Genomic DNA, 23,765 nt, shown 5'->3' on the forward strand with positions numbered 1-23,765 from the left:
GGACCTCACTCGATGAGGTGAGGCGACTGGCGAGGAGGCTAAGATATTGTTCAACAATCCTCAATAGCCCATGCTGAAACAGTGATTTCCGGCAGCCGTACCGCCACCGCCCGCGAGGGAGACGCCATGGCCCGATCCACCGCGCAGCGCGTCGCCGCCACATTGCGCGACCGCATCGAGGACGGCGGGCTGCCGCCCGGCACCCAGCTGTCGGAGGAGGCCCTGGGCCGGGAGCTCGGGGTGTCGCGCAACACGCTGCGCGAAGCCTTCCGGCTGCTGGTGCACGAGAGCCTGGTGGTGCACCTGCTGAACCGCGGGGTGTTCGTACGGGTCCTGGAGCCCGCCGACGTCACCGACATCTACCGGGTCCGCGAGGCCCTGGAGACCGCGGGCGTACGGGCCGCGGCCACCGCGCCGGCCGCGCTGCGCGAGGCCGTGGCGACGGCGGTGGCCCAGGCCGAACGGGCCGTCGCCGCCGGCGACTGGCGGGAGGTGGGCTCGGCCGACCTGCGCTTCCACCGGGCCCTGGCCGCGCTGGCGGGCAGCGAGCGCATCGACGCGGCCATGGACCGGCTGCTGGCCGAGCTGCGGCTGGCCTTCCACGAGATGCCCTCGCCGCGCCACTTCCACGAGCCGTTCGTGGCCCGCAACCGGGCACTCGCGCAGCTCCTCGCGAACGGCGAGCACGGGCGCGCCGAGGCCGAGTTGACCGGCTATCTGGATGACGCCCGACAGCTCATCCTCGACACCATGCGGGAGGCGGACCGATGACGGACGACGGTGTGACGGCGGGCGTGCTCGACCTCAACGCCGACCTCGGCGAGGGCTTCGGCCGCTGGCGCCTGACGGACGACGACGCGCTGCTGTCGGCCGTCACCAGCGCGAACGTCGCCTGCGGCTTCCACGCGGGCGACCCGTCCACCATGCGGTGGGTGTGCGAGCGCGCCGCCGAGCGCGGGGTGCGCATCGGCGCGCAGGTCTCCTACCGGGACCTCGCCGGCTTCGGGCGGCGCGCCATGGACGTGCCCCCCGACGAGCTCGCCGACGAGATCACCTATCAGATCGGCGCGTTGCGCGCCTTCGCCCGGGCCGCCGGCTCGGACGTGACGTACGTGAAGCCGCACGGCGCGCTGTACAACCGCGTGGTCGCCGACGCCGAACAGGCCGCGGCCGTGGTCTCCGGCATCCTGCGGGCCGGCGGGCCGCTGCCCGTGCTGGGCCTGCCCGGCTCGCGGCTGCACGAGGCGGCCGGGCAGGCCGGACTGCCGGTGGTGCCCGAGGCGTTCGCGGACCGGGCGTACACCGCGCTCGGAACGCTGGTGCCGCGCCGGCAGCCGGGCGCCGTGATCCTCGAGGCGGACGCCGTCATCGCCCGGTCCGTCCGGCTGGCCCGCGAGGGCACCGTCACCGCGCTCACCGGCGAGGAGGTCGCCGTCCGCGCCCGTTCGCTGTGCGTGCACGGCGACACGCCCGGGGCCGCGCTGCTCGCCCGGCGGGTGCGGGAGGGGCTCGAGGCGGCGGGCGTACGCGTCGAGGCGTTCACATGACCGACCCCGGCCCCACGCCGCCCGCCGCGCCGCCGAGGGCGCTCGTCGTCGGGCGGCACGCCCTGCTCGTGGAGGTCGCCACGGCGCGGGAGGCCCAGGCCCTGCACGCCGAACTGCTGCGGCGGCGCACCGCCGGCACCCTGCCGCCGGTGCGCGAGATCGTGCCCGCGGCCCGGACCGTGCTGCTGGACGGCCTTGCCGACCCGCGCGCCCTGGCCGCCGAGCTCGCCGGCTGGACGGTTCCGCCGCTGCCGGCCGCCGAGGCCGAGCCCGTCGTGCTGCCCGTCCGCTACGACGGCGCGGACCTGGCGGAGGTCGCGGCCCTGTGGGGCGTGGCCGAGGAGGAGGTCGCGCGCATCCACTCCGGCATCGAATTCCGCGTGGCCTTCTGTGGTTTCGCGCCCGGCTTCGGCTATCTCACCGGCCTGCCGGAACGGCTGCACGTGCCGCGCCGGGCCACGCCGCGCACCTCGGTCCCCGCCGGTTCGGTCGGCCTGGCCGGCCCGTACACCGGCGTCTACCCGCGCTCCTCCCCCGGCGGCTGGCAGCTCATCGGCCGCACGGACGCCGTGCTGTGGGACGTCGGGCGCGACCCGGCGGCCCTGCTCGCGCCCGGCACGCGGGTGCGCTTCGAGGAGCGCGCGTGAGCGCCGTCACGGTCGTGCGGGCCGGGGCGCTGACGACCGTTCAGGACCTGGGCCGGCCCGGCCACGCCCATCTGGGGGTGCCGCGCTCGGGCGCCCTGGACCAGCCCGCGCACCGGCTCGCCAACCGGCTGGCCGGCAACCCCGAGGACTGCGCCACGCTGGAGACCACCCTCGACGGCTGCGCCGTGCGCATGGGCGCGGCCGTGACCGTCGCCGTGACGGGCGCGCCCGCTCCGGTACGGGTCGACGGCCGCCCGGTGGCGTGGGGCGCGCCGGTGCGGGTCCCGGCGGGGGCGGTGCTGGACGTGGGGCCGGCGAGTGCGGGGGTGCGCAGTTACGTGGCGTTCGCGGGCGGCGTCGCGGTGCCGCCGGTGCTGGGCAGCCGCTCCCGCGACCTGCTGTCCGGCCTCGGCCCGGAGCCGCTGGCCGACGGCGTGCCGCTGCCGCTGGGCGCCCCGTACGGGCCGTCGACCGGTGCCGACGCCGTGCCGTGGCCGGCGCCGCCGGCCGGTGAGCTGCTCCTGCCGCTCGTGCCCGGGCCGCGCGAGGACTGGTTCGCGCCCGGGGCACTGGGTGTCCTGGCGGGCGGCGGCTTCCGTGTCTCCCCGGCGAGCAACCGCATCGGCCTGCGCACCGAGGGCCCCGCGCTGGTCCGCTCCCGTGCCGGGGAACTCCCCAGCGAGGGCATGGTCCTGGGCGCCGTCCAGGTGCCCCCGGACGGCCACCCGGTCGTCTTCCTCGCCGACCACCCCACGACCGGCGGCTATCCCGTCATCGGCGTGGTGCCCGAACCCTCCCTGGCCGCAGCCGCGCAGGCCCTGCCGGGCACGGCGGTGCGGTTCGTCCTGGTACGGGCGTGATACGGGCTTCCGCTCACGCGGCCGCCCCGTACCGCGCCCTGTCCTGGAGCACCTCGCGGTAGTGGTCCAGCAGGCTGTCGCCGACCGCCGCCCAGGTACGGGCCAGGACGGAGGCCCGGCCCGCGCGGCCGTACTGGGTGCGGATGCGGCGGCCGGCCTCCAGGGTGAGGACCGCCTCGCGCAACGCCTGGGCGTCGTGCGGGCGCACCAGGAGGCCGGTGCGGTGGTGGTCGACGAGGTCGAGGGGGCCGCCGATCGCGGGGGCGATGACGGGCACGCCGCTGGCCTGGGCCTCCTGGAGGGTCTGGCAGAAGGTCTCCTGGGTGCCGGGATGGACGAAGACGTCCAGCGAGGCGAAGATGCGGGCGAGTTCGTCGCCCGTGCGGGTGCCGAGGAAGCGGGCGCCCGGCAGGAGGGTGCGCAGGCGCGCCGCGTGCGGGCCGTCGCCGGCGACGACGACGCGGACGCCGGGCAGGGCGCACAGGGGCGCCAGTAAGTCGACGCGTTTCTCCGGGGCGAGGCGGCCGACGTACCCGACGATCAGCTCGCCGCCGGGCGCGAGCGCGCGGCGCAGCTCCAGGTCGCGCCGGGCCGGGTGGAAGCGCTCGGAGTCCACGCCGCGTGGCCACAGCCGCACCCGGGGCACCCCGTGGAGGGCCAGGTCGCGGGCGGCCGCGGCGGAGGGCGCGAGCGTGCGGTCGGCGGCGCGGTGGACGGTGCGCAGGCGGCGCCAGGCGACGTTCTCGCCCATGCCGAGGTAGGTGCGGGCGTAGCCGGCGACGTCGGTCTGGTAGACGGCGACGACGGGTACGCCGAGCCGTACGGCGGCCGTCATGCCCCGGGCCCCGAGGACGAAGGGGCTCGCGAGGTGGACGACGTCGGGCCGGTGGGCGGCGAGCGCGGCGGTCAGCCGGCGGCTGGGCAGCGCCACGCGGATCTGGGGGTAGCCGGGCAGCGGCACCGAGGGCACGCGCACGACCGGGAACGGGCCGGCCGCGCACTCGCCGTCGGGTGGGCCGGGGCGGCCGGCCGGTGCCACCACGAGGGTGTCGTGGCCGCTGAGGGCGAGGTGCCGGGCGGTCTGCCAGGCGCAGTGCGCGACGCCGTTGACGTCGGGCGGAAACGATTCGGTGACGATGACGACACGCATAAGCATGTTGTCGGCGCCCCGCGCGTTGCGCGGGCCACGTGGATCTTTCCGTCGGGGGAACGTCCCGTGAGCGTCAGTCCATGCCGCGGACGATGTGCGACTCCGACTCCTCCTCCTCGGCGGTGGGATGGTGAGCGGGCCGGTCGTCCGGCGGCACGCGGCGCGCCCGCGCGGTGCCGTCCTGCGGGCCGGCGCCGCCGCTCTCGCGGCTTTCCCGTCTCCTGGGCTCTTCCATCGCGCGTACCTCCCCCTGAGGTGCGATTGCTGACGGATGAGTCTTCCCCGTTCGCGCGTGCGATATGCCGCGACTTCGGACCAGGTGTCACTTCCTACCGCCAACAGGGTGAATTAACGGGCAATTGGGATAAAATACAACCAGGTCCGCACTGACACGGAAAGAAGGTGGCTGACGTGACCGCCCCTACGTCGCCCCGGATCGACACGCACCCGGACATCATGGCGCTCCGCGCCCACTCCGAGGAGACGACGGCGACCCCCGCCGCCCAGGCCGTCGAGGCCCTCGCCATCCTCTGCGGCGTCTATTTGGCCGCCTCACCATGGATCGCAGGCTTCAGCGGCTCCACCACCCTGGCAATCAATAACCTGATTTGCGGTGTCGCCTTCGCTTGCCTGGTCGGCGGCTTTGGGCCCGCCTACGAGCGGACACACTCCATGAGCTGGGCCGCACTGGTTCTGGCCGCCTGGACGATCATGGCTCCCTGGATCGTCGTGGGCCATGTCTGGGTCACGCGGGCCGGCGTGAGCAACGTCGTCGTCGGCGTTCTGGGGTGCCTGACCGCCCTGGCTCTGGCAGGGCTGGGCGCCCGGAGGGCACGGCGCGGCGGCTGACGCCATCCGCCCGCCCCGGCCCCGTCGCCCGCTGCTCCGGGCGGCGGGGCCACCGCGCGGAGCGGGCATCGAGCACGGCGCGAGGACTACTCGGGAGCCGTCAACGGGGCACCCGCGGCGGGCTCGCGGGCGGTGTCGGGCGGCTGCGCGGGGATCTGGGCGGGGCACTGGGCGGGGAGGGTGCCGCCCTGCCGGGCCTCGGTGCCGGTCGTGGTGAGCGCCCGTCGCGCCCGCTTGCGCAGCTCCGTGTCCATGTCCCGGCGGATTCTTCGGATCATCTCATCCATGTCAGGCATGCGGGCGACGGTAGAACCCGGTCGTCGGCAACGCGGCGCAGGCCAGGGGGCATTCACCCGCTCGGATGAATACTCAGGTGATCTTCCGGTGTCATGGCTTCGCCGGACGGGAAGTGGCAATGCTCCCCTCCCCCATCCGGCCCACATGACCCCAAGAGGTGCCAGGCATGACGACCGTACGCGCAGCCGCGCGTGAGCTGTTGCGGTCCCGTGGAGCGACGACGGTGTTCGGCAACCCCGGCTCCACCGAGCTCCCCTTCCTCCAGGACTTCCCCGCCGACTTCCGGTACGTGCTCGGCCTCCAGGAGGCCGTCGTCGTGGGGATGGCCGACGGGTACGCCCAGGCCACCGGCACCACCGCCCTGGTCAATCTGCACACCGCCCCCGGCGTGGGCAACGCCATGGGAGCCCTGGTCACGGCGGCGGCCAACCACACCCCGATGGTGGTGACGGCGGGGCAGCAGGTACGGGCCATGATGACCATGGAGGCGATGCTGACGAACACCGACGCCACCCTCCTGCCACGGCCGGCGGTGAAGTGGGCGTACGAGCCGCCGCGCCCCCAGGACGTGCCGGCCGCCCTCGCCCGCGCCTTCCACATCGCCGAGTCCGCGCCGCGCGGGCCGGTGTTCCTCTCCCTGCCCATGGACGACTTCGACGTGGAACTCGACGAGGCCGGGCTCCGGGCCGCCCGGCACGCCGCCGGGCGCCGGGTCGCCGACGTCACGGCCGCCGACGCACCGGCCGTCGAGGCGCTCGCCCGGCGGCTGGAGGCGGCCGCCAACCCGGTGCTGATCACGGGCGGTTCGGTGGACGCGGAAGGGGCCTGGGAGGCGGCCGTGGCGCTCGCCGAACGGCGCGGGCTGCCGGTGTGGGCTTCCCCCATCGAAGGGCGGGTGGGCTTCCCGGAGAACCACCCCCTCTACCAGGGCGTGCTCCCGCCGGCCATCGCGCCGCTGGCCCAGACCCTGGCCGGGCACGACCTGGTGCTGGTGGTGGGCGCCCCCGTCTTCCGCTACTACCCCTACGTACCGGGCCCGTTGCTGCCCGAGGGCACCGAGCTGGTGCTGCTCACCAGCGACCCCGGCGAGGCCGCCCGCGCGCCGGTCGGCGACGCCCTCGTGGCCGGGTTGCGGCCCACGCTGCATCTGCTCACCGAGCTGGTGGAAAAGCGCGGCGACCTACCGTCGCCACCGGGCCCGCGCCCGGGCACGGTCGAGGTGCCGGAGGCCGACGGCGAGCCGATGTCGGCGTCCATCGCCCTGGCCGCCGTCGCGAGCGGAGCCCCCGCCGACACCGTGTGGGTCAACGAATCGCCCTCCAACATCCAGGCCTTCCGCGACCACGTGCGTATCGACCGGCCCGGCTCCTTCCTGATGACCACCGGCGGCGGCCTGGGCTTCGGACTCGCGGCGGCCGTCGGCGCCCAGCTCGGCCGCCCCGAACGGCCGGTGGTGGCGGTGGTGGGCGACGGCTCGGCGCAGTACGCGATCACCGCGCTGTGGACGGCCGCCGCCTACCGGGTGCCGGTCACCTTCGTCGTCCCCGCCAACCGCGAGTACGCCATCCTCAAGTGGTTCGGCCGCTTCGAGAACACCCCCGGCGTGCCCGGCCTGGACCTGCCCGGCCTCGACCTGTGCGCGCTCGCCCGGGGCTACGGGGTGCCCGCGCACCGCGCCACGGACCCGGCGCACCTGGCCGAGCTGGTGGCCGCCGCCACGACCAGCCCGGACGGTCCGGTGCTGATCGAGGCCCCGGTCACGACCGTACCTACCCCTCTCTGACGCACCGACGCACCGACGCTCCTCCGGCGCACGACGGCCACCGCCGTGCGTCCACCTCCTCGCGCCCTCTTCCGGGCCCCCACCGCATGGAGCTGCCCATGACCGATTCCCCCCGGAGCCCGCTGCTCGCGGCGCTGGCCGCCGGCCTGCCCGACGACGCGCTCCTGACCGGCGAGGACGAACTCGCCCTGCACCGCCATGACGCGGCCCCCTTCAGCGAGGCGGGCCGGCCCGCCGTGGTCGTCCGCCCCGAGAGCGTGGAGCAGGTGCAGCACGTGCTGCGCACCGCCCGCGCGCAGGGCGTTCCCGTGGTGCCGCAGGGCGCCCGTACGGGCCTGGCGGGCGCCGCCAACGCGGTGGACGGCTGCGTGGTGCTGTCCATGGTGCGGATGAACCGCATCCTGGAGATCGACGCGGCGAACCGCCTGGTGCGCTGCGAGCCCGGTGTGATCACCGCCGACCTGGCGTCGGCCGTCGCCGGCGAGGGCCTCTGCTATCCGCCCGACCCGGCCTCCTGGGAGAGCTGCACGATCGGCGGCAACATCGCCACCGGCGCCGGTGGCCTGTGCTGCGTGAAGTACGGGGTCACCGCCGACTACGTCCTCGGGCTGACCGTCGTCCTGGCGGACGGCGAGGTGCTGCGGACGGGACGGGACACGGTCAAGGGCGTCGCGGGCTACGACCTGACCCGCCTGTTCGTCGGGTCCGAGGGCACCTTGGGCGTCGTGGTCGAGGCGACGCTGGCGCTGCGCCCGCCGCGCGCGCCGGAGCTGGCGCTGCTGGCCCGGTTCGCGTCCACCGCGGACGCCGGAGCGGCCGTGGGGGCGATCATCCGGGCGGGCCATCTGCCGTCCGCGCTGGAGCTGATGGACCGCACGACGACCGAGGCCGTCGCCGCGCTGGGGCACCCGCTGCTGCCCCAGGACCCCGACGCGGTCGCCGCCACGCTGATCGTGGCCAGCGACGCCCCCGACGCGGCGGAGCGGGTGCGGGCGATGGCGCGGCTGTGCGGGGAGGCCAAGGCGCTGTCGGTCGCGGCCGCCGGCGACGCCGGGCAGAGCCGGCAGGTACTGGACGCGCGCCGGATGGTGATGCCCGCGCTGGCCGCCCGGACCGGGCGGATGCCGGGCGAGGTGACGGCGTTCATCGAGGACGTGGCGGTGCCGCGCGACCGGCTGGCCCTCCTGGTCGACCGGATCGAGGAGATCGCCGAGGAGTACGGGCTGTTCATCGCCACGGTCGGGCACGCCGGCGACGGCAACCTCCATCCGACGGTGGTCTTCGACCGGTCCGACCCCGACGCCGCGCGACGGGCGAAGGAGGCCTACGACGCCATCATGGCGGCCGGCCTGGAGCTGGGCGGCACCATCACCGGCGAGCACGGCGTGGGGACCCTCAAGCGCGACTGGCTGGAACGGGAACTGCCGCCGCGCAACCTGCGGCTGCAACGGGAGATCAAACGGCTGCTGGATCCGGAGGGGCTGCTCAACCCGGGGAAGGTGCTGGCATGAACCCGATGAGCGAGACGTCCGGCACCGGCGCGGAGACGATCGCCGGGCCGAAGGACGGTTCCGCGCTGCCCACCGCGTCCCGGAGCGAGAACCTGCGGCTGACGCTGGGCTACTTCCTGCCCAACTACCTCAAGGGCGTCTTCCGTCCCCGGCCCGGCATGGCCCGGCTGGTGGCGGCGGTGGACCCCAACCGGCGCGGCATGGAGCTGATGCGCGAGCTGCGCAGGCGGCACGGGCGGGGGCCGGTCGTGGTGCGCGGCACGTCGGGGCCCACGCTGCTCGTCCTCGACGCCGAGGACGCCCGGCAGGTGCTGGCCGGCCCGGTCGAGGTGTACGCCGTGGACACCTGGGAGAAGGTGAGCGGCTTCGCGGCCGTGCAGCCCGAGGCGCTGGTCGCCTCGCACGGCCGGCAGCGCACGGCGCGCCGGGCGTTCAACGACGCGGTGCTCGGGGCGGGCTGCCCCGCGCACGGGCTCGCGAGCCACTTCCTGCGGGTCGTGGGCGAGGAGTCCCGGGCGCTGCTGGGCCTGCGGGCGGAGGCCGGCCTGCCGGCGGAGGAGCTGCGCGGGCGGCTCGAGCGCATCGGGCGGCGCTGCTTCCTGGGCGAGGCGGCCGCCGGCGACGAGGAGTTCTCCCGGCTGCTGGCCGAGCTGCTGGCCGAGGCCAACTGGATGGGCGCGCGGCGCTGGCGGACCGCGCGGACCCGCCGCATCCGACGTCGGATGATGCAGCGTCAGGCCCGCTATCTGTGCGACGCCGACCCGCGCAGCCTCACCGGGCTGTTCCGCACGGCGCCCCGGGGCCCGGAGACCGCTCCCGAGGGACAGGTCGCCCACTGGTTCATGGCGCTGGGCGTGGTGCACGCCGCCGTGGTGCAGACCCTGGCCCTGCTGGCCACCCACCCGCTGCCCTACCGGCAGGCCGTCGAGGAGGTCCGGGCGGCGGACCGGCGGCACGGCGCCCATACGGTGGCGGGGTTCGGGGACATGCCGTACCTGCGCGCCTGTGTCCAGGAGGCCGCGCGGCTGTGGCCGCCGGTGCCGAGCCTGATGCGGCGCACCACGGCGGAGACCCGCTGGCGCTCGGCGGTGGCGCCGGGCGGGATGAACGTGCTGGTGCCGGCCGGCTTCCACGCCCGCGACGAGGAGCGCGTCGAGTACGCCCACCGCTTCGCGCCCGAGAAGTGGCTGGACGGCACGGCGGACGCGGACTGGGCCGTCAGCCCGTTCAGCCGGGGCGAGGCGCAGTGCAGCGGCATGGAGCTGGGGCTGCTGCTGGCCACCTCCTTCGTCGCGGAGTTCCTGCGCGGCGGGGAGCTGGCGGTGGCCGGTGTGCGGCTGAGCCCCCAGCGGCCGCTGCCGCTCACCTTCGACGCGTCGCGGCTGCGGATCGGCTACCGCCCCTACCGGATTCCGGAGGGCAGGTGAGCACCGAGAGCGTCACCCGCGCGGAAGCGGGCCCGGACGTGGCCGCCCTGGCGGCCGTGGCCCGCACCCTGGGCGAGGTGGCGGGGGAGATCCGGGAGGCGGGCCGGGCGCTGACCGCCGTGGCCACCGACCCGGCGCTGACCGCCTCCCTGGGCCGCTCCCCGCGCAGCGGTCTGCGGGCCGTCAGGGCCCTGGCGCGGGCCCTGACCTCCCCCGCGGGGCTGGGCTACGCGCCGGACGGCGGGACGCTGGGCCGGGCCGCCCGGCTGGGCGGGGTCCTCACCGGCCGGGAGTCGCTGGCCGTCGCGGTGGCGGTGACGTCGCTGAAGCTGCGGATCCGGCTGTGCTCGCTGCGGCACCCGGAGTTCGCCGGGCAGGGGCCCGTACGCCGGCTGCTGGACGCCATCGAGGCGGACCGGCAGGTGCGGGCGCTGCGGATCCTGCGGGAGAGCATGCGGAGCCAGGGCGCGGAGCGGGCCCTGGCCCACCTCGCGCCCTCGCTGGCCGAGGTGATGGCGTGGAACGCGCTGGTGGACGAGAACCCGTTCAACGACGCGGCGGCCTGGCACATCGTCATGGGCACCCGGGCCGACGGCGATCCGCTGCTGGGCCTGACCATCGGCGCCTGGGCCCGCTGGGACCGGGGCCCTGGCCGGGCGGAGGCGGAGCCGCCCGACGAAGCGCTGCTCGCCCGCCTGGACGGCGGCGGTGGCATCGCGGCGCACCTGCGGAACGTGGCCGTCCTGGGCAACGACGGACGGATGCTGGTCCAGCGCGTGACGGGGCCGGACGGCGTCACCCGTCATGTGGTGCTGCTGCCCGGCATGGCCTTCGGGCGGCCCCGCAACCCCACCCCGCAGGACCTCGTCGGCGCGGTCACCGCCGTCGGCCGCAACGACACCCCCTACACCCGGGCCGTCCGCAAGGGCCTGGCCCGGGCCGTGCCCGAGGGCGCGCAGATCGCGCTGATCGGGCACAGTCTGGGCGGGCTGACGGCCATGAACCTCGCCGAGCTGCCCGAGGTCACCCGGCGGTGGCGGCTCACGCATGTGGTGGCCGTCGGCTCGCCGATCGACTTCAAGCGCCCCCACGACCCGGCCACCCGCGTCGTCAGCCTCGTCAACGAGCACGACGTGGTGCCCAACCTGGAGGGGCGCAGCCCCGTCTCGGTCTTCCCGGTGCCCGCGGACTGGCTGGAGATCACCTGGGTGGACCCCTCGCACGACTTCCCGCAGTGCCACAGCGCCGGCGTGTACGCGCAGAGCCTCGACGAGGTGGCCCCCGAGGCCCGCGACCGGGTCGACGCCCTGCTGGAGCCGTACCGGGGCCGGGTGGAGGAGACCGTCGTCCTCCGGCTCCACGACCGCTGAACCACCCCCTTTCCTTACCTCCCCTTCCCCCTGGAGAGCGCATGACCCCGGTACCGCGGCCCCGACGCGAGTGGCACTCGCTGCCCTTCCCCCTGGCGCTGTGGGAGCTCAGACGGCAGCGGGAGCTGCTGCGCGCCCACAACCTGCACGACACCTACGGCGCCGGCGGCGAGCGTCCGCGCAAGCCGAGCCCCGGCCTGCTGCCGTACCGCAGCTACGACGGCTCGGGCTACGACCCGCGTGATGTGGACATGGGCCGGGCGGGCACCCGCTTCGACCGCAACTGCGCGCTGCCGCAGACCTTCCCCGACGCCGAGGAGCAGGGTCTGTTCGCGCCCAGCCCGCGCGAGGTCTCCCGGCGGCTGCTGGCGCGCACCTCCGGCTTCCGGCCGGCGCCGACCCTCAATCTGCTGGCCGCGGCCTGGATCCAGTTCCAGAACCACGGCTGGTTCAGCCACGGCGACAACACCACCGACCGGCCGCTGGACGTGCCGCTCGCCGCGGACGACGACTGGCGGGGGTGCCCCATGCTCGTGCGCCGCTCCCGCCCCGATCCCGTCGCCCACACCGGGCCCGGCCGGCCGCCGACGTACGAGAACACCGTCACCCACTGGTGGGACGGCTCGCAGATCTACGGATCGAGCGAGGAGCGGTGCCGGGCGCTGCGCACGGGCGAGGGCGGCAAGCTGGCCCTGGTGGAGGGGCGGCTGCCGGACGAGCCGCGGACGGGGCTGTCGGGCATCGACGCCACCGGCTTCAACGACAACTACTGGGTGGGGCTGTCGCTGCTGCACACGCTCTTCGCCAAGGAGCACAACGCGATCTGCGACCGCATCGCCTCGGTCCATCCCACCTGGGGCGACGAGCGGCTCTTCCACACGGCGCGGCTGGTCAACGCCGCCGTCATGGCGAAGATCCATACGGTGGAGTGGACGCCGGCCGTCATCGACCAGCCGGTGACGCGGGCGGCGATGCACCTCAACTGGTACGGCGTGCTGCCCGCCCGGCTGCGCCGGCGGGTGCGGCGCTTCGGCAAGGGCGAGGCCCTCTTCGGCATCCCGGGCTCCCCCACCCGCCACCACGCGGCGCCGTACTCGATGACGGAGGAGTTCGTCACCTCCTACCGGCTGCACCCGCTGATCCGCGACGAGTACGAGATCCGCTCGCACCGCACGGGTGCGCTGATCGACGTCACGGGCTTCGAGCCCTTGCAGGCGCTGGCCACCCGCAAGGCGGTGGACCACTGGGGCCTGGCCGACCTGCTGTACTCCTTCGGCACCATGCACCCCGGCGCCATCACCTTGCACAACCACCCCGACTGTCTGCGCGACCTGTCCCGGGTGTCCGGGGAGCGGATGGACGTGGGCACCGTGGACGTCCTGCGCGACCGGGAGCGCGGCGTGCCCCGCTACACCGCCTTCCGGGCGGCGCTGCACCGGCCGCCGGTGCGCGGCTTCGAGGAGCTGACCGGCGGCGACCTGAAGCTGGCCGCGGAGCTGCGGGAGGTCTACGACGGGCGCCTGGAGCGCGTGGACACCATGGTCGGCATGTACGCCGAACCCAAGCCGCGCGGCTTCGCGTTCAGCGACACGGCGTTCCGGGTGTTCGTGCTGATGGCCTCGCGCCGGCTGAAGAGCGACCGCTTCTTCACCACCGACTACCGGCCGGAGGTCTACACGGCGGAGGGCCTGGAGTGGGTCGACCGCACGAGCATGCGGGATGTGCTGCTGCGCCACCACCCCGAGCTGGCGCCCGCGCTGGAGCAGGTGCGCAACGCCTTCGCGCCCTGGCGGGGGGTGCGGTGACGGCCCGGGCCCGGGCCGTCGGCGGCGCGCCCTGGTCGGGGCCGGTGCGGGAGCGGGCGGTCCGGCTGCGCGAGCAGGCCGGGCGGCTGCGTGCGGGGGCGGAGGCGGTGACGCTGCCGGGCCCGGAGGGGGCGGCCCTGCGGCAGCGGATCCTCGCGCACGCCGAGCGGGCGGAGCACGCCGCCCGGTCGCTGGAGCGCGCGGCCGAGGCCCTCTTCGGTCACGAGGCCGTGCTCGCGGTGCTGGCGCGCAGGCGGCGCGAGCACGGGGGCGCGACGCGCGTCGGCTGACGGGCACCGGGCCGGGGCCTTCGCGTCCCCGGCCCGGTGCGCCGGTGCGTCACCGGCTCGCGGGCTGCCCCTCGGTGGCGTACCAGCGCTCGCCGCGCAGCTCCACCAGGCCGTGCTGGGCGAGGCCGTTGACGTGCTTGACGATCGTGCGCGCCTGGTAGCCCACCGCCGCGCACAGTTCGTCGACGGAGGCTCCTCCGTCGCCGAGGGCCCGCAGCCCGTCGAAGGTACGGGCCTCGTGGCGGCCGAGGCCGGTGTGCGGCCTCGGCTCGTGCCGGGATTCCGGGCGCGGCTCGTGCCGCGCCGCGGACGGGCGGGTCGAACCCACCGGGCGTGGGGTGCGGTTGACCCTGCGGTGTCGGCGGCCCTTCTGGCGCTTGCTCATGGCTGAACCACTGCTCCGTCCTGCGTCGTCGATCCTGCGGTGCCGGTGCGTCAACCCGCCGCGACACCGGCCGGTTACGACCCTTCCACTAAGTGTGCGCGACATCACCCACCGTGACTCCGGATGGCCGCGTCGCGAGGGGAAACGACCGGATATATGAGTCTTGGGGCGCAACCGCGCTGCGGGGCGGCCCGTCCCGTTGCACGATGGGGGCATGCTGCTCGCCGAGGTCGCGAAGGTGTCCGCGCGGGTCGCGGCGGAGAGCGCGCGGTCGGGGAAGATCGCGCTGCTGGCCGGGCTGTTCCGGGACGCCGAGCCGGACGACGCGCCGATCGTCATCCCGTACCTGGCGGGCCGGCTGCCGCAGCGCAGGATCGGCGTCGGCTGGAGCACCCTGCGGGACGCCCCCGCCCCGGCCGCCGAGCCGTCCCTGACCGTACGGGAGGTGGACCGGGCGCTCGATGCGATCGCCTCCGTGACGGGCAAGGGGGCCCAAGGTGAACGCAGGCGGCTGGTCGGCGCGTTGCTGGCGGCGGCCACGGCCGCCGAGCAGCACTTCCTGCTCCGGCTGATCGGGGGCGAGCTGCGCCAGGGCGCCCTGGACGCGCTGGCCGTCGAGGGGCTGGCGGCGGCCGCGGGGGCGGCGCCGGAGGAGGTGCGGCGGGCGGTGATGCTGGGCGGCTCGCTGGGGGCGGTGGCGCGGACGCTGCTGGCCGAGGGGCCGGGGGCGCTGGCGCGCTACCGGCTGGAGGTGGGGCGGCCGGTGCTGCCGATGCTGGCGCAGAGCGCCAAGGACGTCGACGAGGCGCTGGACCGGCTGGGCCCGTGCGCGGTGGAGGAGAAGCTGGACGGCATCCGTGTGCAGGTGCACCGGGACGGTGGTGACGTGCGGGTCTACACCCGGACGCTGGACGAGATCACCGGGCGACTGCCGGAACTGGCGTCGGCGGCGCTGGCGTTGCCGGTCACCTCGGCCGTGCTGGACGGCGAGGTCATCGCCCTGGACGCGGCGGGGCGGCCGCACCCCTTCCAGGACGTCGCGGGCCGGGTCGGTTCCCGGCTCGACGTGGCGGCGGCGGGCGCGGCGCTGCCGCTGTCGCCGGTCTTCTTCGACGTGCTGGCCGTGGACGGCCGTGAGCTGCTGGCGCTGCCCACGGCCGAGCGCCACGCGGTGCTGGACCGCGTGGTGCCCGGGCCGCTGCGAGTGCGCCGGCGGGTGGTGACGGACCCGGGGGACGATCAGGCCCGGGCGGCGGCGCGGGACTTCGCGGCCGAGGTGCTGCGGCGGGGGCACGAGGGGGTGATGGTCAAGGCGCTGGACGCCGCGTACAGCGCGGGCAGGCGGGGCGCGTCCTGGCTGAAGGTGAAGCCGGTGCACACCCTCGACCTGGTGGTGCTGGCCGCCGAGTGGGGGCACGGCCGGCGGCGGGGGAAGCTGTCGAACCTGCACCTGGGGGCGCGGCGGGCGGACGGCTCGTTCGCGATGCTCGGCAAGACGTTCAAGGGCATGACGGACGTGATGCTGGCCTGGCAGACCGAGCGGCTGCGGTCGCTGGCGCTCGGCGACGACGGCTTCGTGGTGACGGTGCGGCCGGAACTGGTGGTGGAGGTCGCCTTCGACGGGCTCCAGCGGTCCTCCCGGTATCCGGCGGGGGTCACGCTGCGGTTCGCGCGCGTGGTGCGCTACCGGGAGGACAAGCGGGCCGAGGAGGCGGACACGGTCGAGACCGTGCTGGCTTTGTCCCCGGGCGCCGGACGGGCCGGTGACAGCCCGGCCGGCGGTTGAGACGGTCGCCTACCGGTTGACGTCCGCCGGGCACAGACGTCGCGCGTCCTTCTCGCCCTTCAGCTTCGCGTCGACGCAACCGCCCGGCAGGCCCTCGTGGGCCGTGGTGCCGAAGTTCGCCGTCACCGTCAGCTTGCCGTCGCCGAAGACGGTGCGCTGGACCGTGCGGTCGCCCGTCAGAGTGCGGAAGCCGGTCATCGCCTCCGTGCCCGCCGCCTGGTGCAGCGGCGCGAAGTACTTCTGCAGTGCCGCCAGTTCGGGGCCCTGCTTCTCGAGCGAGTCGCCGCTGATGACGAAGTTGAGCGGCGTGTTGTAGAGCATCGCCAGCAGCGCCCGGTCCGTCTTGTGCCGCGGCAGCTTGTCGTACGCCAGCTCCCAGCGTTCGACGTTGACGAGGGAGTCGTGCAGGGCCGTCTCGTACAGCGGGACGCGGTAGGTGGGGTCGTACATGGCCTTGGCCACGTTCGCCGGCAGTTCGGCGGGCTTGAAGAAGATGTCGGGGGCCTTGGCGGGGGTGTAGCCGCCCCAGGTCTTCTTGTCCCACTGGGCGCCCCACAGGCCGTCGTGCACGGGGGTGCCGGAGCCGTGGTTGTAGGAGAGGACCTCGTTGGCCCAGGCGCCGGCGGACTCGGAGCCGAGGGCGAGCCTGTCGCCGTCGGTGATGCGCTTCATGCGGGCGAGGCGGTTGGCGCGGTCCTGGGCCTTGGTCATGGGGTGGGCGTCGCTGTGGTCGCGGAAGAGTTCGCCGGCGGCGTCGACGTCGAGGAAGTAGCTGTCGGCGCCGTTGGCGGTCATCTTCCGGGTGCGGTCGGCGAGGTAGTGGCGGGTGGGCTCGGCCTTCTCGAATGCCTGCGAGCTCATGTAGCAGCCGCGGTCGTGGAAGCCGGGCTCCGGCGACTTGTCGGCCCTGCGGACGCAGAAGCCGGGGTAGATGTCGTCCGGCCAGGTGGAGGTGGGGGCGTCGGAGGACTTGGGGTCCTGGCCGTTGGCGAAGGAGTCGTACGGGCCGACGAGGTAGCCGGCCTTCTTGGCGGCGTCGACCGCGGCGGCGTCCATGGGGTGGTCGTCGGCGTCGTAGCCGAGCCACATGCGGTCCACGCCGAGCGCGCGCAGCTTCCGTACGCCCTCGGCCGTGCGGGCGCCGCCCCACAGGTAGGCGTGGAAGGCGCCGAGCAGTTTCTTATCGGCGGGGACGGCCGCCATCTTGCGCCGGAGGCTGCCGAGCTGTCCGTGTTCCTTCAGCCAGGCGCGGTAGTCGAGGGCGGGGGCGACCGGGGAGCCGTCGGTGAGGGAGAGCGCGACGGTGTACTCGGTGGTGTCCTCGGCGCGGGAGAAGGCGTGCACGGCGGTGGTGCGCAGCCGGCCCTGTTCGGAGGTGACCTTGAGGGTGGTGCCGATGTCGGTGGGGACGAGGTAGCTGACGCCGGTGCCGCCGGCGGTGTAGCCCCACAGCGGCAGGGTCAGCTGGGAGTCCATGGCGATGGCGCTGCCGGCGAGCCCGGCTTCGGGCCCGTTCCAGAAGGGGTCGGCCACCGGTAGGGACAGTCCTTCGCCGCGCGGCAGCTGGAGGGCGGTGGCGGTGGAGCCGGTACCGGTGACGGGCCACTTCAGGGTGCGGTCGGCGGTGCCGGTGGAGCGTACGGAGACCAGGAGGCGGCCCCGCTCGGCACGGGCGGTGACGGTCAGGCCGGTGTCGCCGTACGTCCAGCGGGCGCCGTCCGCGGTGGGGGTGACGGCGGAGGGGGTGCCCAGGGCGCCGGTGGCGGGGGCGGAGAGCTCGACGGTGCCCCGGGCCGTGCGGGCGCTGACGGCGAGGGTGGCGGTGTCGACGGTGGCGGTGCCGCCCTTGAGCGGGATGTCGACGAGCCGGTCGTGCACGCTCACGCTCCGGGCCGGCCGCCGCTCGGCGGCGTCGACGGGCGTGGCGAGGGTGACGCACGGGATGGTCACCGCGAGCGCCACGGCGGCGGCACGGGCGGTGCGGCTGGGGTTGTTGAAGTGCATGAGGAGTTGATAGCGGTCCGCAGTAAGAGAGTTCTAAGGAGAAGCGGCGGAATCCGGCCAGGGGCCAGGGGCGCTGAGGGAACGTCACTGCGGGAGGTCAGCACCCCCGGCCGGTCCGTCCTCAGCGGCCCTGGAGGATGTCGAGCAGGTCCTGGCGGGCGAACATGGCCGCGGTGTCGATCGCGGAGGGCACTCCGGCGTTCGGGTCGGCGTCATGGGCGACGAGGATGCGCACGACCTCCTTCTCGCCCTTGAAGACGGCGCCCGCCAGCGGGGTCTGGCCCCGGTCGTTGGGCCGGTTCGGGTCGGCGCCGCGCTCCAGCAGGGAGGTGACGGTCGCCGCGTGGCCGTGGTAGGCGGCCAGCATGACGAGGGAGTCGCCCCGGTCGTTGGTGAGGTTCACCGGAACTCCTGCGTCCACATAGGCGGCGAGGGTATCGGTGTCGCCGTGTCGCGCCAGGTCGAAGACCTTGGCCGCGAGCTGGAGCAGCTCGGGGTCGTGAGCGGGTTCTTCGAACTCGGGCGTCGGTCCGGTCATGGTCTGCCATCCTCCGTACGGGGGTATCCCCAGTTGCCGGAAAAGTACTTTCTGTGAAGCTGGAGGGGCTCATGGTGACCGCCCCCCAGTTCCAGGAGATTCCCATGATCCTCTCCATCTCGGGCGTCGTGCTCCTCGGTGTCGTCGTCTTTCTGTTCTTCCGTAAGGACAACCTGAAGGCCTCGCACGGGCTCGTGTGCGCCCTGTTCGGCTTCTACCTGGCGGGAACGGGCATCGCCCCCAGCATCAAGGCGGGCGGCGCCAGCCTTGCCAGCCTGCTGGGGGGCATCAAGTTCTAGCCCGCCGGAGACCGCTGAACCCACCGCATCCGACACCAGGGAGGCCCCCATGGGCCGGCGCTCGCTCCCCCGCACCCTGACCGGCCGCACCTCGCTCTCCCAGGGCCGGGAGCTCGCGCACAGCGTCGTCGACAACACCCGGGACATGCTCCATCCGCTGCTGGTCGTGGCGCGCGGGCTGCGTGCCCTGGCGGCGGGGGCGTGGCACAGATGGCGGCGGATGCCCGGCGACCGGCGCGGTCCCATGCTGCTCCTGCTGGCCTCGTGCACGGTCATCGTGGCCCTGATCCCGTACGGGCCCACCCTCGCCACGGCGGCCCTGATGGCGGCGGGCGCCTGGGCGGGGCGCGAGCGGGCACCGGAGGAGGCCGAAGCGGGCGAGGCGGAGGAGGCGCGGCTGCGGGCGGTCTACGAGGCGCTGGTGCCGTACTTCGGCGACCCGCAGGACCCCGCGCCGCTCTACGAGCACGGCGGCGACTGGCAAGAGGCGCTGGTGGACCACACCTTCGACGAGCACGGCCGGCTGGCCACCCTGCACCTGCGCTATCCGGGCTACTTCACCGACGGCGAGCCGGACGCCCGGGCCAGGATCGAGCAGTTGCTGTACCTGAAGGCCGGCCGGGGCCGGGAGTACCGGTTCGACTGGGACGAGGCCACCAACCGGCTGTACCTGAGCGCGCTGCCCCCGCTGCCCACCGACATCGCCGCGCAGCGCTTCGTGACCGCCCCCGGCGAGACGGTCCTGGGCTTCACCGATCCCTCCGCCGTGCAGCGGACGCTGCCGGTGACCGACGGCAGCGGCACCCGCGACGCGCCGCCCGTCGTCTGGCGCACGGGCCGGCGCTCCACCGAGCCGCATCTGCTCGTCCTCGGCCGGCCGGGCAGCGGCACCACGACCCTGCTGCGCTCGGTCACGGTGCAGGCCCTGCACCACGGCGACGTCCTGGTCGTGGACGGCGGCGGCACCGGGGAGTACGCCTTCCTGGCGGGCCGGGAGGGCGTGCTGGCCGTGGAGTCGACGCCCTGCGGCGTCCTGACCGCCCTGGAGTGGGCCTCGTACGAGACGGAGCGGCGGCTGGCCGCCGCGCGCGAGGCCCGGCGGCTGGGGCGGGCGGCGCCCGACGACGTGCGCCGCCCGCTGTGGATCGTCGTGGACCGGCCCGTCGCGCTGAGCCGGCTCGCGGCCGAGCAGGGCCGGCCCGACCCGCAGGCGCTGCTGGAGACGGCGCTGCTGCACGGGCACACGGCCAATGTGACCGTGGTGGCGGGCGAGCAGCTCGACGGCGCCGGGCTGCTCGGCGGGCAGCTGCTCGCGCGGACGGCCGCCCGGGTGGTGCTGGGCGCGGTCGGCCCCTCGGACGTGTCGGCCGCGCTCGGCGTCCCCCCGCACACCACGCCGGCCGAGGACGTACCGCCCGGCCGGGGGTACGCGCGGCTGGGCGTGGGTCCGGTGCTGCGGCTGCAGGTGCCGGCCACCCCGGACCCGTACGACCCGGACACCTGCGAGGCACAGCGCCGGGCGGTGCTGGACCTGCTGCCGGAGCGGGTCCTTCCGGTGGTGGGCGGGGTGGCCGGCGAGGAGGTGCTGCCGGTTCAGGCCACGTAGGTACGCGGCATCTCCACGGCGGCGGTGGCGCCGCTGGCCACCAGGCGGGCGGCCTCGGCCAGCCGCGTCGCCGCCTCCTCCGCGACCGGCTCACCGACGGTGAAGGGCAGCCGTACGTAGCCCTCGAAGGCGCCGTCGACGCCGAAGCGCGGGCCGGAGGGCACCCGCACCCCCAGCCGCTCCCCCGCCTCGGCGATCCGCGAGCCGGACAGCCCGCCGGTGCGCGCCCACAGGGTGAGGCCGCCGCGGGGGACGGTGAACTCCCAGTCGGGCACGTGACGGCGGAGCGCGGCGACGACGGCGTCGCGGTTCTCGCGCGTCTGGGAGCGCCGTATGGCCAGGGCGGAGTCCCAGCCTCCGGTGTTCAGCAGCCAGGAGACGGCGAGCTGGTCGACCACGGGGGTGCCGAGATCGGCGTAGGCGCGGGCGGCGACGAGGTTGCGGATGACGTCGGGGGCGGCGCGCACCCAGCCGATGCGCAGCCCGGCCCAGAAGGACTTGCTGGCCGAGCCGACCGTGATGACGGCGTTGCCGGCGGGGTCGAAGGCGCAGACGGGGCGGGGCAGTTCGAGACCGTCCTCCAGCACGAGCTCGGACATGGTCTCGTCGGCGACCAGCAGGGTGCCGGCCGCCCGCGCGGCCTCCACCAGCTCCCGGCGCTGCTCCTCGGGGGCGAGGGCGCCGGTGGGGTTGTGGAAGTCGGCGATGACGTAGGCCATGCGGGGTGCGGCGTCGCGCAGCACCTGGCGCCAGGCGGGCAGGTCCCAGCCGGCGAGCCGGTCGGCCATCGCGACGGGCACGAGCCGGGCGCCGGCCTCGCGCATGAGCTGCAGGACGTTGGCGTAGGAGGGCGACTCGACGGCGACGCGCTCGCCGCGCCCGGCCATGAGGCGGCAGATGGCGGCCACGGCGCCCATGGCGCCGGTGGTGACCATGATCTGTTCGGGCATGGTGGGGATGCCGCGGGCGGTGTAGCGGTCGGCGAGGGCCTCGCGCAGGGCGGGCAGGCCGGCCGGGTAGTCGCCGTGGGTGTGGGCGTAGGGCGGCAGCTCCTCCAGGGCCCCCTGGAAGGCGCGGGTCAGCCAGGGCTCGGGGGCCGTCAGGGCGGCGCAGCCGAGGTCGATGACCGAGCCGGCGGCCTCCGGGGGCAGCGGGTCGAGGGCGCGGGTGGGCAGCGGGCTGCCGGCGGGCATGGCGGTCCAGCTGCCGGCGCCGCGGCGGGACTCCAGGAAGCCCTCGCCGCGCAGCGCCTCGTAGGCGGCGGCGACGGTGGTGCGGCTGACGGAGAGGGCGGCGGCCAGCTCCCGCTCGGCGGGCAGCCGGGCGGCCACGGGGACGCGGCCCTCCAGGACGAGCAGCCGGACGCCGTCCGCGAGCGTACGGTAGGCGGGCGTGCGGCGGCCGCCGAGCGGCGTCACCTGGGCGCGTTCGTGCTGCGAACCGAGGAGGCGCGCGAGTTGCGGCGCCCCCACCGAAGAGGTCCACTGAGTCATTTCTTGCGGTCCACCTTCCCGGAATTGGCCATGGATCTTCGCAAGGCCCAGTCCACAGACTGTCATGCGTCAGGCCACTCGCACCACCGCACCATCACCAGGGGAGGATTCGTTGTCTGCGTCTCGGGGGTCAGGTCTCACCCGCCGTCTCATCCAGTTGTACGGCGGGGTCGTGCTGTACGGGGTGAGTTCCGCCCTGCAGCTGCGGGCGGGCCTCGGGCTGGCGCCGTGGGACGTGCTCAATCAGGGCATCGCGCGCCACACGGGCCTGTCGATCGGCGTCGCCACGATCGTGGTGGGCGCGGCGGTGCTGCTGCTGTGGATCCCGCTGCGGCAGCGCCCGGGGCTGGGCACGCTCTCGAACGTGCTGCTGATCGGCTTGGTGATCGACGCGACGCTGAGCCTGACGCCGGCGCCCACCTCTTTGTGGGCGCGCGTCCCCCTGCTGCTGTTCTCGATCGTGCTGTGCGGGGTGGCGACCGGCCTCTACATCTCGCCGCGCTTCGGGCCGGGGCCGCGTGACGGCCTGATGACCGGGCTGCACCACCGCACGGGGCGCTCGGTGCGGCTGGTGCGGACCTGCATCGAGGTCGTGGTGCTGGGGACCGGGTTCGCGCTGGGCGGTTCGGTGGGCGTGGGCACGGTGCTGTACGCGGTGGGCATCGGGCCGCTGGCGCAGTTCTTCCTGCGGGTCTTCGCCCTGCCGGAGAAGGAGCGTCCGCGCGCCGCGACGGAGTGCCCGAAGGTGCCGGAAGTGGCGCTTCCGACCACGCCTGTCCGCGAATGCCCGGACCCGGTTTAGGCGTGAACCAAGCGGGCCGGTAGTGTACGCCTCTGACCCACCGGACGGACCGTTACTGCGCGCTCAAGCAGCAGAAACACAGGGTGACATCTGTTGTCAGATGTGACAAAACGGGCGCTGGTGGGTACAACAAGGGGCGGCACGACGGGCGACGCATGTCCCTCAACGGGGAATCTTCACCGCCGACCGGACGTTGACCGGATGACGACGACAGCGACACCTGTCCTGTGGGCGACAAGCCCGGGAGGCACGATTCATGAGTGAGCGAGCTCTCCGCGGCACGCGACTTGTGGTTACCAGCTACGAGACCGACCGCGGCATCGATCTGGCACCGCGCCAGGCGGTGGAGTACGCATGCCCGAACGGCCATCGATTCGAGATGCCGTTCTCGGTAGAGGCGGAGATTCCGCCGGAGTGGGAGTGCAAGGCGTGCGGCGCCGTGGCACTCCTTGTGGACGGCGATGGGCCGGAGGAGAAGAAGGGCAAGCCCGCGCGTACGCACTGGGACATGCTCATGGAGCGGCGTACCCGCGAGGAGCTCGAGGAGGTGCTGGCCGAGAGGCTGGCGGTCCTGCGCTCCGGTGCCATGAACATTGCCGTGCATCCGCGGGACACCCGTAAGTCCGCCTGACGGCGGAAGCACGACAGCACGTCAAAGGGCCCGGGCCACTGCTCACGCAGTGGCCCGGGCCCTTTGTCGCACCTGCCCGGCCTGCCCCGGGCCCGCGGTCGCTACCGCGGCAGCTGCGGTCCCCCCGGGCCCGGCGCGGGCGGCTCGTCGTCGCGGATGACCTCGCCCTGGACCACCTTGCCGCCGCTCCGGCCGGCCTGCGCCTGGCGGAACGCCTCGCCCAGCGGCCCCGGACCGCCGGCGCCCGCGCGCTCCAGCCGGCGCCCCAGGGTCCTGCGCAGCAGCGCCCGGGTCGGCGGGAAGAGACACAGCAGCCCGGCCGCGTCCGAGATCAGGCCCGGCACCATCAGCAGCAGGCCGCCCAGCATCGTCAGGGCGTTGCCGCCGCCCGGCTCCGGCGCGGGGGCCGCCCCGGGCGTCTGCAGCGACTGGGTCAGGCGCTGCCAGGCCCGCCGGCCCGCCCGCTTGATCACATAGGACCCGGCGACCACGCCGCCGACCAGCAGGGCGAAGACCGTCCAGCCGCCTGCCTCGCCGGCCACCAGGGTCAGGAGCCAGATCTCCAGGACCGCCCACACGGCCACGCCGAGGGGGATGAGCCGGCGGGCGCGGCCACGCCTGGGCGGCCGGCTGTTCAACGTCTGCTGCTGCGCTCCGAACGTCATGCCTCAAGTGTGCCCGGACG

24 protein-coding genes are annotated in these 23,765 nt (G+C 74.8%); 16 read left to right on the forward strand and 8 right to left on the reverse strand.

What is annotated here, in order from left to right:
- The first annotated feature begins 126 nt into the window (after nt 1–126).
- From ABZ956_RS28385 to ABZ956_RS28400, 4 genes are read left to right on the forward strand one after another with little or no spacing between them, the layout of a single operon-like run.
- The gene (locus ABZ956_RS28385; protein ID WP_361899610.1) at nt 127–771 is read left to right on the forward strand and encodes a GntR family transcriptional regulator; all 645 of its coding nucleotides are present in this window, start codon (nt 127–129) and stop codon (nt 769–771) included.
- Nucleotides 768–1,547 carry a 5-oxoprolinase subunit PxpA gene (locus ABZ956_RS28390; protein WP_361899613.1) on the forward strand — a complete coding sequence of 260 codons (780 nt, stop codon included), beginning with the start codon at nt 768–770 and terminating at the stop codon, nt 1,545–1,547. The genes ABZ956_RS28385 and ABZ956_RS28390 overlap by 4 nt, the downstream gene beginning before the upstream one ends.
- Nucleotides 1,544–2,194 (forward strand): 5-oxoprolinase subunit PxpB, encoded by a 651-nt coding sequence (gene pxpB, locus ABZ956_RS28395; protein WP_361899616.1) that lies wholly within the window; start codon nt 1,544–1,546, stop codon nt 2,192–2,194. Before ABZ956_RS28390 ends, pxpB begins: the two co-directional genes overlap by 4 nt.
- On the forward strand, nt 2,191–3,054 hold the full coding sequence (locus ABZ956_RS28400; protein WP_361899618.1) for a biotin-dependent carboxyltransferase family protein: 864 nt from the start codon (nt 2,191–2,193) through the stop codon (nt 3,052–3,054). Before pxpB ends, ABZ956_RS28400 begins: the two co-directional genes overlap by 4 nt.
- 13 nt (nt 3,055–3,067) lie before the next feature.
- Here the strand turns inward: ABZ956_RS28400 and ABZ956_RS28405 are convergent, their stop codons facing one another.
- Nucleotides 3,068–4,204 carry a glycosyltransferase family 1 protein gene (locus ABZ956_RS28405; protein WP_361899621.1) on the reverse strand — a complete coding sequence of 379 codons (1,137 nt, stop codon included), beginning with the start codon at nt 4,202–4,204 and terminating at the stop codon, nt 3,068–3,070.
- 73 nt (nt 4,205–4,277) lie between these two features.
- Entirely contained in the window at nt 4,278–4,439 is a 162-nt protein-coding gene (locus ABZ956_RS28410; protein WP_361899623.1) for a hypothetical protein, read from the reverse strand.
- Nucleotides 4,440–4,606: 167 nt separating this feature from the next.
- Here ABZ956_RS28410 and ABZ956_RS28415 point away from each other — a divergent pair, with 167 nt between their 5' ends.
- Nucleotides 4,607–5,053 carry an SPW repeat protein gene (locus tag ABZ956_RS28415; RefSeq protein WP_361899626.1) on the forward strand — a complete coding sequence of 149 codons (447 nt, stop codon included), beginning with the start codon at nt 4,607–4,609 and terminating at the stop codon, nt 5,051–5,053.
- 86 nt (nt 5,054–5,139) lie between these two features.
- Here the strand turns inward: ABZ956_RS28415 and ABZ956_RS28420 are convergent, their stop codons facing one another.
- Nucleotides 5,140–5,349 carry a hypothetical protein gene (locus ABZ956_RS28420; RefSeq protein ID WP_361899628.1) on the reverse strand — a complete coding sequence of 70 codons (210 nt, stop codon included), beginning with the start codon at nt 5,347–5,349 and terminating at the stop codon, nt 5,140–5,142.
- A gap of 167 nt (nt 5,350–5,516) precedes the next feature.
- On the opposite strand from ABZ956_RS28420, the gene mdlC reads away from it, so the two are divergent.
- From mdlC to ABZ956_RS28450, 6 genes are all read left to right on the forward strand, one after another.
- A complete protein-coding gene (mdlC, locus tag ABZ956_RS28425) occupies nt 5,517–7,133 on the forward strand; it encodes a benzoylformate decarboxylase (RefSeq protein WP_361899631.1) in 1,617 nt (538 codons plus the stop codon).
- Between the two features lie 98 nt (nt 7,134–7,231).
- A complete protein-coding gene (locus ABZ956_RS28430; protein WP_361899634.1) occupies nt 7,232–8,644 on the forward strand; it encodes an FAD-linked oxidase C-terminal domain-containing protein in 1,413 nt (470 codons plus the stop codon).
- Complete coding sequence (locus ABZ956_RS28435; RefSeq protein ID WP_361899637.1) at nt 8,641–10,071, forward strand: cytochrome P450; 1,431 nt, start codon at nt 8,641–8,643, stop codon at nt 10,069–10,071. The genes ABZ956_RS28430 and ABZ956_RS28435 overlap by 4 nt, the downstream gene beginning before the upstream one ends.
- Nucleotides 10,068–11,441, forward strand: a complete 1,374-nt coding sequence (locus ABZ956_RS28440; RefSeq protein WP_361899639.1) for a hypothetical protein — start codon at nt 10,068–10,070, stop codon at nt 11,439–11,441. Before ABZ956_RS28435 ends, ABZ956_RS28440 begins: the two co-directional genes overlap by 4 nt.
- Before the next feature lie 41 nt (nt 11,442–11,482).
- Nucleotides 11,483–13,246 (forward strand): peroxidase family protein, encoded by a 1,764-nt coding sequence (locus tag ABZ956_RS28445; RefSeq protein WP_361899642.1) that lies wholly within the window; start codon nt 11,483–11,485, stop codon nt 13,244–13,246.
- Nucleotides 13,243–13,536: a hypothetical protein gene (locus ABZ956_RS28450; RefSeq protein ID WP_361899645.1), complete on the forward strand. Its 294-nt coding sequence runs from the start codon at nt 13,243–13,245 to the stop codon at nt 13,534–13,536. The genes ABZ956_RS28445 and ABZ956_RS28450 overlap by 4 nt, the downstream gene beginning before the upstream one ends.
- Nucleotides 13,537–13,585: 49 nt before the next feature.
- Here ABZ956_RS28450 and ABZ956_RS28455 read toward each other — a convergent pair whose 3' ends face one another.
- Nucleotides 13,586–13,921, reverse strand: a complete 336-nt coding sequence (locus ABZ956_RS28455) for a hypothetical protein (protein WP_361899648.1) — start codon at nt 13,919–13,921, stop codon at nt 13,586–13,588.
- Nucleotides 13,922–14,135: 214 nt separating this feature from the next.
- On the opposite strand from ABZ956_RS28455, the gene ABZ956_RS28460 reads away from it, so the two are divergent.
- Nucleotides 14,136–15,707 (forward strand): ATP-dependent DNA ligase, encoded by a 1,572-nt coding sequence (locus ABZ956_RS28460; protein WP_361899651.1) that lies wholly within the window; start codon nt 14,136–14,138, stop codon nt 15,705–15,707.
- Nucleotides 15,708–15,716: 9 nt separating this feature from the next.
- On the opposite strand, the gene ABZ956_RS28465 is transcribed toward ABZ956_RS28460, so the two are convergent.
- Nucleotides 15,717–17,711: a glycoside hydrolase gene (locus ABZ956_RS28465; RefSeq protein WP_361899654.1), complete on the reverse strand. Its 1,995-nt coding sequence runs from the start codon at nt 17,709–17,711 to the stop codon at nt 15,717–15,719.
- Nucleotides 17,712–17,832: 121 nt separating this feature from the next.
- Nucleotides 17,833–18,249 carry an ankyrin repeat domain-containing protein gene (locus ABZ956_RS28470; RefSeq protein WP_361899656.1) on the reverse strand — a complete coding sequence of 139 codons (417 nt, stop codon included), beginning with the start codon at nt 18,247–18,249 and terminating at the stop codon, nt 17,833–17,835.
- A 104-nt stretch (nt 18,250–18,353) separates the two neighbouring features.
- On the opposite strand from ABZ956_RS28470, the gene ABZ956_RS28475 reads away from it, so the two are divergent.
- Both ABZ956_RS28475 and ABZ956_RS28480 read left to right on the forward strand, forming a co-directional pair.
- Entirely contained in the window at nt 18,354–18,548 is a 195-nt protein-coding gene (locus ABZ956_RS28475; protein ID WP_071965316.1) for a hypothetical protein, read from the forward strand.
- Nucleotides 18,549–18,597: 49 nt separating this feature from the next.
- On the forward strand, nt 18,598–20,154 hold the full coding sequence (locus tag ABZ956_RS28480) for a hypothetical protein (protein ID WP_361899659.1): 1,557 nt from the start codon (nt 18,598–18,600) through the stop codon (nt 20,152–20,154).
- Here the strand turns inward: ABZ956_RS28480 and ABZ956_RS28485 are convergent.
- On the reverse strand, nt 20,142–21,647 hold the full coding sequence (locus tag ABZ956_RS28485) for a PLP-dependent aminotransferase family protein (RefSeq protein ID WP_361899662.1): 1,506 nt from the start codon (nt 21,645–21,647) through the stop codon (nt 20,142–20,144). The two genes, ABZ956_RS28480 and ABZ956_RS28485, sit on opposite strands and share 13 nt — an antisense overlap.
- 64 nt (nt 21,648–21,711) lie before the next feature.
- Between ABZ956_RS28485 and ABZ956_RS28490 the strand changes: the two genes are divergently transcribed.
- Together ABZ956_RS28490 and ABZ956_RS28495 are read left to right on the forward strand one after the other, a co-directional pair.
- Nucleotides 21,712–22,449, forward strand: coding sequence for a hypothetical protein (locus ABZ956_RS28490; RefSeq protein ID WP_361899665.1), 738 nt, complete (start codon nt 21,712–21,714; stop codon nt 22,447–22,449).
- A 256-nt stretch (nt 22,450–22,705) separates the two neighbouring features.
- Nucleotides 22,706–23,080, forward strand: coding sequence for an RNA polymerase-binding protein RbpA (locus tag ABZ956_RS28495; RefSeq protein WP_004948858.1), 375 nt, complete (start codon nt 22,706–22,708; stop codon nt 23,078–23,080).
- Nucleotides 23,081–23,181: 101 nt separating this feature from the next.
- On the opposite strand, the gene fxsA is transcribed toward ABZ956_RS28495, so the two are convergent.
- Nucleotides 23,182–23,745, reverse strand: coding sequence for an FxsA family membrane protein (gene fxsA / locus ABZ956_RS28500; RefSeq protein ID WP_361899668.1), 564 nt, complete (start codon nt 23,743–23,745; stop codon nt 23,182–23,184).
- Nucleotides 23,746–23,765 lie beyond the last annotated feature (20 nt).

It is taken from the genome of Streptomyces sp. NPDC046261 (assembly GCF_040646235.1).
Classification (GTDB): Bacteria; Actinomycetota; Actinomycetes; order Streptomycetales; family Streptomycetaceae; genus Streptomyces.